The organism is Phyllobacterium calauticae (genome assembly GCF_019991125.1).
GTDB classification, from domain to species: domain Bacteria; phylum Pseudomonadota; class Alphaproteobacteria; order Rhizobiales; family Rhizobiaceae; genus Phyllobacterium; species Phyllobacterium calauticae.
The window spans coordinates 69805-83615 of sequence record NZ_JAGENB010000011.1 but is presented as its reverse complement, the minus strand read 5'-3'; the positions used below and the strand labels follow the sequence as shown (position 1 = coordinate 83615).

Sequence of the window (13811 nt, the reverse complement as noted above, 5' to 3'; positions counted from 1 at the left end):
GCCATGAGCGATGCCGCGCTTTCCGCGCGTTACGATTTCGCGGTTTCATTGGCGCAGCAGGCGGGTGCGGTTGCCATGCGCCACTTCCGCAGGTCTGACGGTCTCAGGATCATCGAGAAGGGGCCGCAGGACCTGGTTACCGCAGCGGATCACGCAATCGATGCTCTCATCCGCAATGCGATCCAAAGCCGATTTCCGGATGACGGCATTTTGACCGAGGAGTCCGGAGGAGACATCAGCGCGCAGGTGTGGGTTGTCGATCCCATCGACGGCACAGGAAATTTTGCCCGTGGCATCGCCGGCTTTGCCATCTCAATTGCTTTCAGCCTCAATGGCGATACGCGGATCGGCGTGGTGTTTGATCCCGTGGTTGAGGAATTGTTTGTTGCGCGCCGTGGCCATGGGGCGTTCTGCAATGGCGAGCGCATGCGGGTGAGCACAACCGCGACGATGGGGCGAGCGGCGGTTGAAGCGGGCTATTCCAGAAGGACATCGTCAAGCGACTATCTGGCCTTGATGGCGCGTCTGCTCGATGCGGGGTGCGAGTGCGTTCAATTCGGTTCAGCGGCGCGCGGCCTGGCTCAGGTCGCCGCAGGGCGCATTGACGGCTATGTCGAGGCGCATCTCTTTGCCTGGGATGTGCTTGCCGGTTTGCTGCTTGTGGAAGAAGCCGGCGGGTATGCCGATCCGTTTCCCCTTGAAGGCAATGGGCAGAAGGGGCTGCCGGTCCGTGCCTGTACACGCGGGCTTGCGAGGCAGTTGCAGGAAGCCATGAATGGCGCCAGCGACCGCTTGGACAAAATGTCGTAGACGAAATCGTCAAAACATCTTCAATATCATTTTGAAAATGCTGCGCATCCGGTTGATTTACTATGGGCGGAATCGCCGCGTGAGCGGCGCTGATCAACCCATGTGATTTCAATGGGATTCTGCTAGGGATTGGGAGTTTGCTTCATTTGCAAGATGGTTCATAGGAGCGGGTAACACTGGCCCACGGAATTGCGCATCTGGCGCTCAAACATTATTGGACAAGCTGAGGAGTCTCCTATGTCCCGAAACACCTATTATGCACCCCAAGGCGGACATCCCTCGCAAAGCCAGCTGCTGACGGGCCGTGCCGTATTCACCGAGGCCTATGCCGTCCTGCCGAAGGGGGTGATGCAGGATATCGTCACCAGTGTTCTGCCGTTTTGGGACAAGACCCGTTGCTGGGTTCTGGCACGACCATTGTCCGGCTTTGCGGAAACCTTCTCGCAGTACATCATGGAAGTCGCACCCGGCGGCGGCAGTGCCCGCCCGGAGCTGGACCCGGACGCGGAAGGGGTGCTGTTCATCGTCGAGGGCGCGCTGCAACTGACGCTTGCCGGCAAGACCCACACCATGCAGCCGGGTGGATATGCGTTTATCCCGCCTGCAACCGATTGGTCCGTTGTGAATACAACAGATACGTTCGTGCGTTTTCACTGGATACGCAAATCCTACGAGGCCGTCGACGGCATCGACCTGCCCACGCCGCTTGTGCTCAATGAAAACGACATTGCGCCATCGGTCATGCCGGACACGGATGGCAGATGGGCGACGACGCGTTTCGTCGATCCGGCCGATGTGCGGCACGACATGCACGTGACCATTGTCACGCTGCTGCCGGGCGCCGTTATCCCGTTTGCCGAGACGCACGTCATGGAACATGGCCTCTATGTGCTGGAAGGCAAGGCCGTCTATCGTCTCAATCAGGATTGGGTCGAGGTGGAAGCCGGCGACTTCATGTGGCTGCGCGCATTCTGCCCGCAGGCCTGCTATGCCGGTGGCCCGCAGCCTTTCCGCTACCTGCTCTACAAGGATGTCAACCGCCACATGAAACTGACGCTGCGTCCCAGGCAGCGCTGAAGCAAAGGCGAATGAAATAGTGGCCGGACACCCGCAGGCGTGTCCGGTTATGGCCGGCGTGAACGGACCGCGGCTGCGGTCGTGACGATAATCAGCGTCGCCAGGCATCCCGCCAGAAACAGATATCCGACGATGGCCGTATTCACGGCAGGCACCCATCTGATGATGGCCGCCGTCGCCGCCACCACGACACAGGTGGCCGCCGTCAGCTTGGCATCGCCGAGGAACATCTTGTAGAGTTCCGCAAACACTTCCTTCAGAATATTCATCGGGAAATCTCCTGCTTCCTTGTGCCAAGGATATAGGCCATCGCGATTCCCGTCAGAAGGAAGAGGGCGGCGAAAAGCAGCAATGTCAGGTCCTGTCCCGGCCAGGCGATGCCCAGGCCTTCTCCGGTCCAGAACACGCCGAAGGAGGACAGCATGACCCCGACGCCGAACTTCATGGTGTTTTCCGGAACACGCGACAGGGGCTTGTGGACAACAGCGCCCACCAGCAACACGAGCACGCACGCGGCCAGTGCCCCAAGCGCAGCCGGGCCGACGAGGCCGCGACCGGAGCCGACGGCGATCACGATGAACACGACTTCAAGCCCCTCGAGGAGAATGGCCTTGAATGCCGTTATGCCGGCGATCCAATCGAGCGAGGTGCCATGCGTCTGTGCCTCTTTGTCGAGATTGGCTTTTTCCGCCTGAAATGCGGCAAGCTCGTCGTGTAGGGGAACAATGCCTGCCGACCGGAGGATGGCCTTGCGCAGCCAGCCCATGCCGAACAGCAGGAGCAGAACGCCGATGACCAGTTGCAGACCATGCAGCGGAACCTGATCGAGCAGCGGTCCCAGACCGGCGACGATGATTGCAAGGACCGCCAGGCCCGCAAGGGTCCCGGCGATGGCGGGGCGCCAGCCCCTGAGGACACCGACCGCCAAAACGATGGTGAACGCCTCAACGACCTCGACAACGGAGGCCAGGAAGGCCGCGCCGATTGCTGGTCCCGCTATGCTCCACGAGATACTGTCCATGATGATGAGTCGCTTGGTTGTATTTACTACATTGCACGTGATAATGTAGTAAATACGACAAATGTCAATGGAGAACAGGTTGTCCGGAGCACGTTCCATCTTTCTGCCGGTTCATGACGGCTCTCTTCCGCTGAGCCAGACGGAGCGGCGGGTCGCAACCTATTTCGCCGCAAACAGGCATCAGGTGCTGGTTATGTCCGCGATGGAACTTGCCAGGACTCTGGGTACCAGTGACGCGACCGTCATCCGCACCGCCAAGGCTCTCGGTTTCGACGGGCTTGATGCCCTGCGCCGCGCCATTGCCGATGATCTTAAGACGCAGGACAACCCGGCAGAGCGGATCACCCAGACCATCAGGGAAACCGGGGGAGATCTGAAGAAGGCGTTTGAAGACACGCAAAGGGCTCACATCCAGGCTATCGAAGCGATCAGCGAGAATGTGCCGGTGGATGATTACGTTGCGCTGGTGACAAGGCTGGCCGGGGCGCGCGAGATCGTCATTTTCGGCATCGGCCCCACGAGCGCGCTTGCCGTTTACTTCGCGACCCAGCTGACGCGGTTTGGCTTGCGGGCGCGGGCAGTGACGGCGACCGGTCTTCTGCTGGCGGATCAGCTCCTGCCGATGGAGACGGGCGATTTGCTTTTCATCATGGCCTATGGGCGGGTCTATTCGGAACTCGACGTGCTTGTCGATCATGCGGACCGCGTGAATGCCGGAAAAATACTGGTGACGGATACGCTGGAGAGCCAGCTGGGCCCAAGAGTTGATATGACGCTCACGATCCCGCGCGGAAAGACCGATGCCTTCAGCATGCACACGGCGACGCTGGCGTTCATCGAGGCGATCATCGTCGGCCTTGCGACCTTTCAGCCGAAGGCGGTGATTGAAAAGCTTGAACTTCTCAATCTGTTGCGTTCGGAGCTGGCCGGAGACGATGTCAGGCTTATGCATCGTCTCCACAAAGGCGGCAGATCAGGCAAGCACTGAGACACCGAGCAGGACAAGCCCGAAGAGAATGCGGTAGATCGCGAAAGCCGTGAAGCGGTTTGAACGTATGTAGTTGAGCAGCCATTTGACCGCGACGAATGCGGTGATGGTCGACACGACGAACGCTATGCCCAGGGCGCCCCAGTCCTCATTGCCGCCACCGGTTTTCCACTGGCCGTACAATTCATAAGCGCTGGCTGCATACATCGTCGGGATGCCCACGAGAAATGCAAACTCGGTTGCCGCTGCGCGGTTGCTGGTTCCGGCCAGCATGGCAATGAAAATGGTGGCGGCTGACCGGGAGGTGCCGGGGAATATGCCGGCCACGATCTGTGCGATACCGACGAGAATGGCGACCAGCCACGTCACTTCGGTCCGGTCCGGCTGTTTTGCCGCAAGCCATTCGGCCACCAGCATCCACAGGCCACCGATGATCAGCGCCCACGCGACCGGTTGCAGGGTCTCCGGCAGTTTGAAGCCCAGCTTCTTTGCGATAAGCCCCAAAGCGGCGGTTATCAGAAATGCCAGAAGCAGCTTGCCGACATAGGCGCGGTTTTCCGGCAGATGGAGCCCGAATGCGAGGGACCATATCCGCCGCCAGTACACGATGGTCACCGCCAGTATGGCACCGGCCTGAATGACGATATTGAAAAGGTCCGACCTTTGCCCCAGCCAATGCTCGGCGATCAGAAGATGGCCGGTGCTGGAAATCGGGAGGAACTCCGTGATGCCTTCAATAATTCCCAGGATGACCGAATTGAGAATATCCATTTTGCGCGCCTAGAGATGAGAGGGTTACGAATCGGGGAAGCCAAGCCAAGGTTCGAGTTTTTCGAACGTGATGTCCATCGCATAGGCAGGGTTGCCCCAAACCGAGAAATGACCGAACAGCGGAGAAAACTGCGATTCCGCGTGTTCTTCGCCACCGTGCGAGATTGCCGCGATGTAAAGGGCCGCGGCCAGCCCGGTCCGGTCGGCCCCGCCTTCGCAATGGATCAGCACCGGCTTTTCGGCTTGCTTCATCACGGCGAGCAAAGCTGCGGCGTCATCCTGCGAGAGGATTTCCCGCGACGACATGCGGAAGTCGACATGCTTGACCCCAAGATCCCTGGCGGCGAGCACTTCCTTGTCATACCAGCCCGTGCCGGTATTTTCACCGCGCAGATTGATGATGGTCTTGATGCCATAGGTCTTCTTGTAGAACGCGATCTGCGACGGCGTCGGCTGGGCCGACCTGTAAAGTTCGCCGGGGATTGTCGTATGGAAATTGCCCTGCCACCGCATGGTGCCGTAATAGCCGCCGACGCCCAGCACCGCGACAAGCAGCACCGCGCCGCTGCCTTTGAGAAGTTTTCGCCAACTGCCGCGACGAGCCGAATGCGTGTGCTGCTTCATTGGCTGTTGTTCTCCGCAGATGGGTTTGACATGAATGATTGCTTTGCGCGGGCCGTAGTCGCAGCCAGATCAGGGCGGTTGTAAGGCGGAACAACCGGGAACGACAATTTTACCCGCAGCCCCGGAGCATTGTCTTGCAACGCAATACTCGCCTGGTGGAGGTCGAGAATAGCCTTGACCAGACTCAAACCCAGCCCCGTGCCGGGTGTCGTCCGGCTTTTATCGAGACGGTAAAGCCGTTGGAAGACCCTGTCGCGTTCTTCAACAGGGATTCCCGGGCCATTATCAGCAACGTCGACATTGATCGCGGCGTTTGAACGGGTTGCGTTGATCCAGATTTGCGCCCCCTCCGGGCTGTGGCGTATCGAATTCTCAACCAGATTGGCGAAGAGCTGAATAAGCAGCTCACGGTCGCCCGTCATCGTAAATGCAACATTCGGTTCGAGCGATAGCCGCAATTGCTGTTTTCGATCATCGGCAACATCGGCGTAAACCTCCATGATCGTTTCAAGGCATTCCCGCAGATCGATCTCGGAAAACCGTGACCGCCGCGATCCGGCCTCGATCTGCGCGATGCGCAGGAGGGCATCAAATGTCGCGTTGATGCGATGGCTTTCGTCCTGCGCCCGCTTGAGATCGGCGACAATCGACGACCCCCGGCCCGCCCTGTCGATGGCCTGGCTGATGGTCAGGGACAGTCTGTTGAGGGGTGTCTTGAGATCGTGGGCGATGTCGGTGCTGACCTGGCGCATGCCTTCCACCAGCGAACTTACCCGGCCGAGGGCCTGGTTGACCTGCTCCGAAAGGCGGTCGATATCGTCGCCGTTCCCGACCAGCGGAATGCGCACGTCGAGCTTGCCGGAGCCGACCTTGCGCATGGTCGATGCAACCGTTTCCAGGCGCTTCTGCACGCGCGACGCCAGAAAAACACCGCCCGCCGCGGCAAGGATCAAAACCATGACGCTGGCCCAGGCAAAACTGATGAAAACAATCCGCAGAAATTCTTCGTTTTCCCTGAAACTCATTCCGACAATCAGCGGTTGCTTGTCCACCTGGCCGGAATAGACGCGATAGGGCTCGTCATTGGCCAAGCCCAACCGCATCCCCTCAACCGTCGACCAGCCGGAAGGCACATCCGCCTTCTCTATGTTGCCTGCCAAGCGTTGCCCGTTCTTCGACGACAACAGGAAGACACGGCCGAGGCCCGAAGACGACAGGACGTGGCTGGTGACCGTCTCGGACAGTTCGGAGGCATCGCCCTCTCCATAGGAGGCGGTCAGTATCGCATAGGTATCCTGGATGGTCTGGTCCAGATGGTCGGCAAGTTCCCGTTTGAGCAGTTGAAACGTGATGAAGCCCGCCACGACAAACGACATGATGAAGAGCGTGGCAAAGATGATGGCCAGCCGGAACGGCGTGCTTTTGAGAAGGTCAATGCGGCGCATGCAGGCTGTAGCCGGTGTTTCGGATGGTGTGCAGCAGAGGAAACGAAAACGGCTTGTCGATCTTTGCCCTGAGACGGCTGATATGCGTCTCGACAACGCTGGTTTTCGGGTCAAAGTGGAAATCCCAGACGCGCTCGAGCAGCATTGTGCGGGTCAAGACCCGGCCTTCATTGCGGATGAGGACTTCCAGCAGTCTGAATTCCCGCGGCTGCAAATCGATGATGGTGCCGCCGCGCTTTACGGTTCGGCGCATGAGATCAACTTCCAGATCCGCGACCGCGACGGTGTTGCTCTCGCTTTGAAAAGGCGGTCGCCGGTGCAGTGCGTTGACGCGGGCGGACAGTTCCGAAAAGGCGAACGGCTTGACCAGATAATCGTCGCCGCCCGCCTCCAATCCTTCGACCCGGTCATCCAGTCCGCCGACCGATGTGAGAAACAGGACCGGTGTCTTCACGCCGGCCACGCGCAGCGCCTTGACGATAGAGAGGCCATCAAGACCCGGAAGCATCCTGTCGACAATGAGAATATCGTATTCCGTGCCGGCTGCATGGGAAAGCGCGCTTCTGCCATCTGAAATCACCTCGGCGATGTGTCCGGCTTCGGTAAAACCTTTGGCAATGTAGTCCGAAGTCTGCCGGTCATCCTCGATGATCAGTATGCGCATGTTCCGTCCCGAATTCGTCCGTGTTGATCGACTGTATCATAAACCAAATGCACATGATGCCTTGATGTGGATTCGTGTCCTTTACCATGGGGCGTACAGGTTTCTCGTCACGGCCACCTTTCCGGCACCTTACAGTTTGGTAAGAAACCGGCGCATGCCTGCGCTTACGAAATGGTAAGGGCGGGGCGAAGTGCCCGTAAGAATGGCCGTTCAAACTCTCCGGCAACGACCAAACCATGCTGGAGAGACCCAATGGATCGATATCTCGCGAAATACCCCACCCTGTTTATAGGGGCCGTGCTGTTGGCGGCCCTGCTGCTCTCGTTCCTGACCGTTCCCTCCTGAGGGAACCGCCGCACCGCCACTTACAAACCCAATTGCGGGCAGCGAACCGGCATGTGTTGCGTTCGGTTTGTCAGCCCTTTTCCCCACCGATCATTCAATGGAGTGTCCACGATGAAGAAATATGCCCTCCCTTTGTGCCTGCTTGTGCTCTCGACCAATCTTGTCACCTCGCAAAGCTTTGCCGCCGGGCCCGCGCCTTGCGAAGACATGTTGAAGGATGTCCGTGCTGCCAAGGCCACGGCGAAGCTGAACGAAGCCGACAAGGCGCAGGTGGACCAGCTTGAAGCCAAGGGCGTCGAACGATGCAATGCGGACGACGACAAGCGCGCTGACGAATTCTTTGCTCAAGCTTTGAAATTGCTAGGCAAATAAACCGATTTTCACCGACCGGAAGGAACCTTGACAATGGATGTCACCAGGCAAGAAACCTATGGGGCGCTCAACCGCGTTCCCGAGGTCAAAGTCGATTTTTGGCTGATCAAACTGATGGCTGTAACCATGGGAGAAACCGCGGCCGACTATCTGGCGGTGAATCTGGGGCTTGGCCTGTCCGCCACTTCCCTGATCATGAGCACAGTCCTGATCCTGGCGCTGGCCCTTCAGTTCCGCCAGCGTCAATATGTTCCCTGGGTCTATTGGACAGCCGTGGTTCTCATCAGCATTGTCGGCACGCTCGTTACGGACAATCTCGTCGATAATTTCCATGTTCCGCTGGAGGTGACCACGATTGTCTTCACGCTGGCGCTGATCGCCACGTTTGCTGTCTGGTATGCCTATGAAAAGACGCTCTCGATCCATTCGATTTTCACAACGCGGCGGGAAGCGTTCTATTGGCTAGCGATCCTGTTTACATTCGCTCTGGGGACTGCGGCGGGCGATCTGGTCGCGGAAAAATTCGGCTTGGGGTTCGCTGCGACCGGGCTGATATTCGGGGCAATCATTGCACTCGTTGCCGTTGGCTACTTCGTTTTTCACCTCAATGCGGTGGTGGCGTTTTGGCTCGCCTATATCTTCACCCGCCCGCTCGGCGCATCGTTCGGTGATTTTCTCTCGCAGCCCACGGAATATGGCGGCCTGGGTTTCGGAACGATCATCACGAGCCTGATCTTCCTGGGGTGCATCATCGCCATCGTCGTCTACATGACCGTGATGTTCCGCAGCGGCAACCGCAAGGCCGCCAGCCAGGCCGCCTAGCGCCCCATTCCGCACCCGCAGACCTGGCCAAGGCTTCCAGTGGATCGCTATTCCTGCTTCACTGGAAGCCTCTGCCGGGAAGGGCTGCCGGACATGCGGCGTTTGCAGATTGTAACGATGGCAAGGATTGACATCTCCACCCCGACAAGACCAACGGCTGCCCAGAACGCGGCTTGAAACGGGTCATAATCAGACGTTCGCAGGACATATCCCAGACAGAGGAAAGGCGCGTTCCAAAGCATGCTCCCAAGCAATGTTGCGACGCCAAAAATCTTGAAATCCAATCCCAATATCCCGGCGGGAAGCGCGAGATAAACACGCGCTGTCGGGATGGTTTGCCCCGTCACGGTGACCCAGAAATGATTGCGCCGGTAGGCATTGGTCAGGCGGTCATAGAGTTGGGGGGACAGAAACACGAACCTGCCATACTGGCTGACCTTGCGGGCCACGCGTTCACCCCCCAATGTCCGGCCGATACCGAACCAGCAGCAGGCACCGATGGTCGATCCCAATGTGGTTGCTGCAATCGTGGCAATCAGGTTCTGCGGGTCCGCGACCGTCATACCCAGCAGCATGAGCAGGACATAGGACGGAAACAGCGGAATGAATTTTTCCACCACGGCCAGACCCGTAAGGCCGATGAATCCGTAGCCCAGAAGCCATGAAACGGCGCCGAGCTCATCCATTGGCGCTGTCCAGTTCCACGGCTGCGGCGCGGCGTTTGATCCGGTAAACCGATGCCGGGGGGATATTGCGCATCGTCTTGCCGACAAAGCTTTCCTCCAGTTGCAGATGATCCAGAATGTATTGCGGGACAGGACAGCGCGGACCATAGGTGATCTGGTAAAATGCGCCATCCGGGCGAAGATAGCGGAAAGCGCCGCTGAGAATTCCCTTCACCTGTCGCGGCGGCATCGTTAGAACACCCAACCCGCTGACAACCGCACCGACTGTGCCGGGCTCGAACAGGTTGAAATCGCCGATCCGGGCGGCATCCATGCGCAGAATACGCGCATGCGGAAACCTTTTTCCCAGAAACCGGGCGAATTCGGTGCTGTACTCCACCAGCGTCAGCCTTGCCTCCGGTATGCCTCTTTGGAGCAGCGAACGGGTGAACGGCCCTGTCCCCGGGCCCAGCTCAAGAACTGGACCCATATCCGCATCGATTTCTTTGGTCATCAGGGCGGAGATCCTGTTTCCCGACGGGAGTATGGCGGCGGTGCGCAGCGGATTGCGTATCCAGGACCGAAAAAAGGGGAGAAGATCAGCAATCGGCATGACGTGATCCTTTTGCGCAAAGGGTGTTGCGGCATGCCAGACGGTACGATGACCGGTGACGTCGAATTGATTTCATTGTTTCCTCGCGTGAATTGTCGTTGACGGGGAAACGGTTGCAGCTTCGACATTGAGGCAGCGTGTCATGTCCGGGCTTGTGAACACATTTGGCGTTGCGCCGGAAAAAGCGATTGCCGATGCAAGCCAGCCTCAATGTACGCACGCTATCTTGTGTCATCTTGTTGGCGGACAGGCTTATGGGGGACTGGAATGCGGGTGTTGCTGGTTGAGGACGAGAAGGAGATGGTTGCCGCCCTGTGCAACGTCCTGACCCGTCAGAATATGATTGTCGATAGTGTCTCCACCATCGCTGCCGCGGAATTCATGCTGAGAGATAATGTGCACGACGTTCTCGTTCTCGACCGTCAGTTGCCCGATGGCGACGGACTGTCGCTGGTCCCGCGCTTGCGTGCAAACGGGCAGAACATCCCGGTTCTGGTCCTGACGGCGCGAGGCGATCTGAACGACCGTGTTGCCGGGTTGCAGAGTGGCGCCGATGACTACCTTGGCAAGCCGTTTGCCTATGAAGAGCTTCTGGCACGGGTCCGCGCCTTGCTGCGCCGGCCGTCGAGCCTTGTGCCGGAGGTGGCGAAGATCGGGCAGCTCGCGTTTGATTTCGGGCACCGCGAGGCCTGGGTCAAGGGCGAGCGCATCGATATGCCGAGGCGGGAGGTGCTTGTGCTTGAAGCCTTGATGCGGCGCATGGGGCGCATGGTGCAGCGCGCCACGCTGATGGAAGCAGTCTTCGGCATGAATGACGAAATCGATTCGAATGCGCTCGACACGCATATTTCGCGGGTCCGCCGCAAGCTCACCGATGCCGGTGCAGGCGTTACCATCAACGGTGTCCGCGGTCTTGGCTATCTCCTGCGGGAGACCGCATGAAATTGTGGAGTTCGCGGTCGCTGAAATGGCGGCTCGTCAGTCGCCTGCTGCTTTTCGAAGCCGCGATCATCCTGTCGCTGCTGGTTGCCATTGTCGGCGGCCTGTGGAGTTCCGGCTATCTGATCGAAGATTATGAAGGTGGTAATCTCGATGTCCTGAAAGATGCCCTGTCCCGGAATGAAGCGGGTCAACTGGTTCTGCTGGATACGCCCGATATGGTGCAATTGCGCGGGGATGTCGCCGATCTCTGGTTCATCATCCGCGACAAATCGGGGAATGAACTGTCGCAGGGAAAGATTCCTCCTGCCTTCGCACCGACAGGCGCCATGCTCGATCATCTGGCGGATGCGCGTCTGGCCGATGAACCGGGGCGTCCAAAACGGCCCGACGCCGTCGTCAAATGGCAGGATACCGCCGCCGGCAACGTGCAGATATTCACGGGAACGCAGGGACGCATGTCATTCAAGCGCATGATCGCCGGCGTCTCCGGCGGGATGATGGCGGTCATTATCCCTCTCTTCCTGGCAATGGCCGTGGCCAGCCTCGCCATAACCCCGCTGGTCGTGCGGTTTGCATTGAAGGGGGTCAAAAGGGCTGCCGACGAAGCCGCTCAAATCGCCTACGACAAACGCGGCATGCGCTTGTCGACGGCAGAAGTTCCCGAGGAGCTCGGTCCGCTCGTCAATGCGGTCAATGATGCCTTGAGCAGGCTTGACAAGGGGTATGCCTTGCATGAACGCTTTCTGGCCCAGGCGGCGCATGAACTTCGAACGCCCATTGCGATCCTCAACACGCGCGTTGCGGCATTGCCCGCAAGTGCCGAGAAGACCCAGCTCCTGCAGGACATATCAAGGCTGGCCATCCTGAGCGGGCAACTCCTCGACCTGCAGCGGCTCAATCATGCACCCGTGGCTTTCGCGCCGGTCGATCTGGTGGGTGTTGCCGGACGCGTGGTGCTTGATCTGGCGCCATTGGCTTTTGCAGCGGGTTATGAAATGTCGTTCGAGCCCGACGCCGACGAAGTGATCGTGGATGGCGATCCGATGTCGATCGAGCGGGCTCTCACCAATCTGGTTCAGAACGCGATCGATCATGGCGGCGGGTCAGGCACCATCCTGGTCAAGGTGCTGCAAACGAAAGCCATTGTCGTGGCGGATGAAGGCGCAGGAATTTCGCGGGAGAAGCGCGAAGAGGTTTTCGAGCCGTTCAACCGCCTGCAGCCGCAGAGTTCCGGAACGGGCCTGGGCCTGAACCTAGTCAAGGAGATCATGCAGCTTCACAACGGCGCCATCGAGATCGGCAATGGCCCCCTCAAGGGCGCCTGCTTCACGATGCGTTTTTCCAGCACGGCGGCTTGATTTCGGAAGGTCAATGACCGCTAGAAAAATGTCTTGAACACGTCCTGGACGTTATAATCCTCGTCGACGAGATACATGATGTCCCATTTGTCGAACGTCGTGCATGGATGCGAAATCCCCAGGCCGATACGGTCGCCGTAGGCGAGTTTCAAGCCGGGATCAAAGCGCATGAAACAATGCTGGTCGTTGATATCGACGACTTGACATCCCTCGGGAAGGTCCCGAATGCCGGTCTCCGCAGTTGCCATGAGCAGCGGTATCGGTAATCCGGCGTCGGTGCCGCAATCGCGGCGGCCCGCCGTGAGCAGGGCAAGCCCGGGTTCGGGAATGGATTGCACATAGGCCCAGATTTCCAGCGCCCGCCTCAATCCATCTTCTTCTCCGATGACGGATTTCAGCTGGTTGTGGTGATTGTGATACAGGCCGGAATCGTGGGTCACGTAGCAGCCGCTGCGCGTGACCACGCGCATTCCCGCCTTCGCCAGCTGTTCGATGACAATGTGATAGTAGGATGAGCCGCCGGCGGTGACGATGGGATCCTCTGTTCCGAACAGGTCCAATTCCCGGAACGATTGCGCAAGGGTGGCGATGTCGGCGACAAAGGCGGTCACGGCCTGTTCCTGCGCGCCGGATTTTGCCTTGATCAAGCCCTCGAAAGCTTCAATGCCAGCCAGGCAGACGTGCGGCGTGGCGCGGATGTGATGCGCAAGTTCGGTGGCGATGTCGTTGGTTCGGCAACCGGTGCGCCCGCCGCTGTATCCGCGCTCGACAAGCAATTTGACCGGCCGGGCAAGACGGTTGCGCCGTGCGGCTTCGGCGACGGCGGTGACGCCTTCGACGCTGTCGACGATCATCATGAAGTCGAGGTCCGGCGCCTTCAGCATTTCGGCAATGGCATTGAGCTCGGCTGCACCCACGGCCTGGTTGGCGAGGATGATCCTCTGCGCACCGAACTGGCGGCAAACGCGCATCTGGTGAACCGTGGCAACCGTCAATCCCCAGGCTCCATCCGCAATCTGGCGGGCCATGATCTGCGGGCACATGGTCGTTTTGACATGGGGCGCGATCAACGCGCCGCGATCGGAGACAAACCGTTGCATCCAGCGTGAATTATGCGCCAGCGCATCGGCACGGATCACCGCCGCAGGAAGCGGGACATCGCCGGCAAGCACGTTCCAATGCTGTTTGCCGACATCGCTGAGCGGCATGCGCTTTCCGAATGGAAAACTCTTGAAGCTGTCGTCCAGCATCAGCGATGCCAGCGAATCCACGTTGAAAGTCATCAGCCGGTCCC

The 13811-nt window shown here is 59.0% G+C and carries 16 protein-coding genes; 7 read left to right on the top strand and 9 right to left on the bottom strand.

Annotated elements, in window-relative coordinates; genetic code table 11:
* Window positions 1–3 precede the first annotated feature (3 nt).
* Window positions 4–810, top strand: a complete 807-nt coding sequence (locus tag J1W56_RS24285) for an inositol monophosphatase family protein (protein ID WP_223615858.1) — start codon at window positions 4–6, stop codon at window positions 808–810.
* 237 nt (window positions 811–1047) lie between these two features.
* Window positions 1048–1887 (top strand): bifunctional allantoicase/(S)-ureidoglycine aminohydrolase, encoded by an 840-nt coding sequence (locus J1W56_RS24280; RefSeq protein WP_223615857.1) that lies wholly within the window; start codon window positions 1048–1050, stop codon window positions 1885–1887.
* 47 nt (window positions 1888–1934) lie between these two features.
* On the opposite strand, the gene J1W56_RS24275 is transcribed toward J1W56_RS24280, so the two are convergent.
* Window positions 1935–2156 carry a hypothetical protein gene (locus J1W56_RS24275; RefSeq protein ID WP_223615856.1) on the bottom strand — a complete coding sequence of 74 codons (222 nt, stop codon included), beginning with the start codon at window positions 2154–2156 and terminating at the stop codon, window positions 1935–1937.
* Window positions 2153–2908: a COG4280 domain-containing protein gene (locus J1W56_RS24270; RefSeq protein WP_223615855.1), complete on the bottom strand. Its 756-nt coding sequence runs from the start codon at window positions 2906–2908 to the stop codon at window positions 2153–2155. Before J1W56_RS24270 ends, J1W56_RS24275 begins: the two co-directional genes overlap by 4 nt.
* Before the next feature lie 79 nt (window positions 2909–2987).
* On the opposite strand from J1W56_RS24270, the gene J1W56_RS24265 reads away from it, so the two are divergent.
* Entirely contained in the window at window positions 2988–3896 is a 909-nt protein-coding gene (locus J1W56_RS24265; RefSeq protein WP_223615854.1) for a MurR/RpiR family transcriptional regulator, read from the top strand.
* Here J1W56_RS24265 and J1W56_RS24260 read toward each other — a convergent pair.
* Genes J1W56_RS24260 through J1W56_RS24245 form a run of 4 tightly spaced genes read right to left on the bottom strand, consistent with a single transcriptional unit; the run spans window position 3882 to window position 7400 of the window.
* Window positions 3882–4667 (bottom strand): undecaprenyl-diphosphate phosphatase, encoded by a 786-nt coding sequence (locus J1W56_RS24260; protein WP_223615853.1) that lies wholly within the window; start codon window positions 4665–4667, stop codon window positions 3882–3884. The two genes, J1W56_RS24265 and J1W56_RS24260, sit on opposite strands and share 15 nt — an antisense overlap.
* 24 nt (window positions 4668–4691) lie before the next feature.
* Complete coding sequence (locus J1W56_RS24255; RefSeq protein WP_223615852.1) at window positions 4692–5291, bottom strand: tyrosine-protein phosphatase; 600 nt, start codon at window positions 5289–5291, stop codon at window positions 4692–4694.
* A complete protein-coding gene (locus J1W56_RS24250) occupies window positions 5288–6736 on the bottom strand; it encodes a HAMP domain-containing sensor histidine kinase (RefSeq protein ID WP_223615851.1) in 1449 nt (482 codons plus the stop codon). The genes J1W56_RS24255 and J1W56_RS24250 overlap by 4 nt, the downstream gene beginning before the upstream one ends.
* The gene (locus J1W56_RS24245; RefSeq protein WP_223615850.1) at window positions 6723–7400 is read right to left on the bottom strand and encodes a winged helix-turn-helix domain-containing protein; all 678 of its coding nucleotides are present in this window, start codon (window positions 7398–7400) and stop codon (window positions 6723–6725) included. The genes J1W56_RS24250 and J1W56_RS24245 overlap by 14 nt, the downstream gene beginning before the upstream one ends.
* A gap of 456 nt (window positions 7401–7856) precedes the next feature.
* Between J1W56_RS24245 and J1W56_RS24240 the strand changes: the two genes are divergently transcribed.
* Both J1W56_RS24240 and J1W56_RS24235 read left to right on the top strand, forming a co-directional pair.
* On the top strand, window positions 7857–8117 hold the full coding sequence (locus J1W56_RS24240; protein WP_223615849.1) for a hypothetical protein: 261 nt from the start codon (window positions 7857–7859) through the stop codon (window positions 8115–8117).
* A 33-nt stretch (window positions 8118–8150) separates the two neighbouring features.
* A complete protein-coding gene (locus tag J1W56_RS24235) occupies window positions 8151–8939 on the top strand; it encodes a COG4705 family protein (RefSeq protein ID WP_223615848.1) in 789 nt (262 codons plus the stop codon).
* A gap of 47 nt (window positions 8940–8986) precedes the next feature.
* Here J1W56_RS24235 and J1W56_RS24230 read toward each other — a convergent pair whose 3' ends face one another.
* Together J1W56_RS24230 and J1W56_RS24225 are read right to left on the bottom strand one after the other, a co-directional pair.
* Window positions 8987–9625 (bottom strand): DedA family protein, encoded by a 639-nt coding sequence (locus J1W56_RS24230; protein ID WP_223615847.1) that lies wholly within the window; start codon window positions 9623–9625, stop codon window positions 8987–8989.
* Window positions 9618–10217 carry a class I SAM-dependent methyltransferase gene (locus J1W56_RS24225; RefSeq protein ID WP_223615846.1) on the bottom strand — a complete coding sequence of 200 codons (600 nt, stop codon included), beginning with the start codon at window positions 10215–10217 and terminating at the stop codon, window positions 9618–9620. The genes J1W56_RS24230 and J1W56_RS24225 overlap by 8 nt, the downstream gene beginning before the upstream one ends.
* Window positions 10218–10484: 267 nt before the next feature.
* Between J1W56_RS24225 and J1W56_RS24220 the strand changes: the two genes are divergently transcribed.
* On the top strand, window positions 10485–11159 hold the full coding sequence (locus J1W56_RS24220; protein WP_223615845.1) for a response regulator transcription factor: 675 nt from the start codon (window positions 10485–10487) through the stop codon (window positions 11157–11159).
* Window positions 11156–12517, top strand: coding sequence for a sensor histidine kinase (locus tag J1W56_RS24215; protein ID WP_223615844.1), 1362 nt, complete (start codon window positions 11156–11158; stop codon window positions 12515–12517). Before J1W56_RS24220 ends, J1W56_RS24215 begins: the two co-directional genes overlap by 4 nt.
* Window positions 12518–12537: 20 nt before the next feature.
* On the opposite strand, the gene J1W56_RS24210 is transcribed toward J1W56_RS24215, so the two are convergent.
* Entirely contained in the window at window positions 12538–13800 is a 1263-nt protein-coding gene (locus J1W56_RS24210) for an amino acid deaminase (protein ID WP_223615843.1), read from the bottom strand.
* Window positions 13801–13811: the final 11 nt, after the last annotated feature.

Coding starts and splice junctions, on each gene's coding strand:
- J1W56_RS24285 (WP_223615858.1), top strand. CDS start 4: ATGAGCGATGCCGCGCTTTCCGCGCGTTACGATTTCGCGGTTTCATTG.
- J1W56_RS24280 (WP_223615857.1), top strand. CDS start 1,048: ATGTCCCGAAACACCTATTATGCACCCCAAGGCGGACATCCCTCGCAA.
- J1W56_RS24275 (WP_223615856.1), bottom strand. CDS start 2,156: ATGAATATTCTGAAGGAAGTGTTTGCGGAACTCTACAAGATGTTCCTC.
- J1W56_RS24270 (WP_223615855.1), bottom strand. CDS start 2,908: ATGGACAGTATCTCGTGGAGCATAGCGGGACCAGCAATCGGCGCGGCC.
- J1W56_RS24260 (WP_223615853.1), bottom strand. CDS start 4,667: ATGGATATTCTCAATTCGGTCATCCTGGGAATTATTGAAGGCATCACG.
- J1W56_RS24255 (WP_223615852.1), bottom strand. CDS start 5,291: ATGAAGCAGCACACGCATTCGGCTCGTCGCGGCAGTTGGCGAAAACTT.
- J1W56_RS24250 (WP_223615851.1), bottom strand. CDS start 6,736: ATGCGCCGCATTGACCTTCTCAAAAGCACGCCGTTCCGGCTGGCCATC.
- J1W56_RS24245 (WP_223615850.1), bottom strand. CDS start 7,400: ATGCGCATACTGATCATCGAGGATGACCGGCAGACTTCGGACTACATT.
- J1W56_RS24240 (WP_223615849.1), top strand. CDS start 7,857: ATGAAGAAATATGCCCTCCCTTTGTGCCTGCTTGTGCTCTCGACCAAT.
- J1W56_RS24235 (WP_223615848.1), top strand. CDS start 8,151: ATGGATGTCACCAGGCAAGAAACCTATGGGGCGCTCAACCGCGTTCCC.
- J1W56_RS24230 (WP_223615847.1), bottom strand. CDS start 9,625: ATGGATGAGCTCGGCGCCGTTTCATGGCTTCTGGGCTACGGATTCATC.
- J1W56_RS24225 (WP_223615846.1), bottom strand. CDS start 10,217: ATGCCGATTGCTGATCTTCTCCCCTTTTTTCGGTCCTGGATACGCAAT.
- J1W56_RS24220 (WP_223615845.1), top strand. CDS start 10,485: ATGCGGGTGTTGCTGGTTGAGGACGAGAAGGAGATGGTTGCCGCCCTG.
- J1W56_RS24215 (WP_223615844.1), top strand. CDS start 11,156: ATGAAATTGTGGAGTTCGCGGTCGCTGAAATGGCGGCTCGTCAGTCGC.
- J1W56_RS24210 (WP_223615843.1), bottom strand. CDS start 13,800: ATGACTTTCAACGTGGATTCGCTGGCATCGCTGATGCTGGACGACAGC.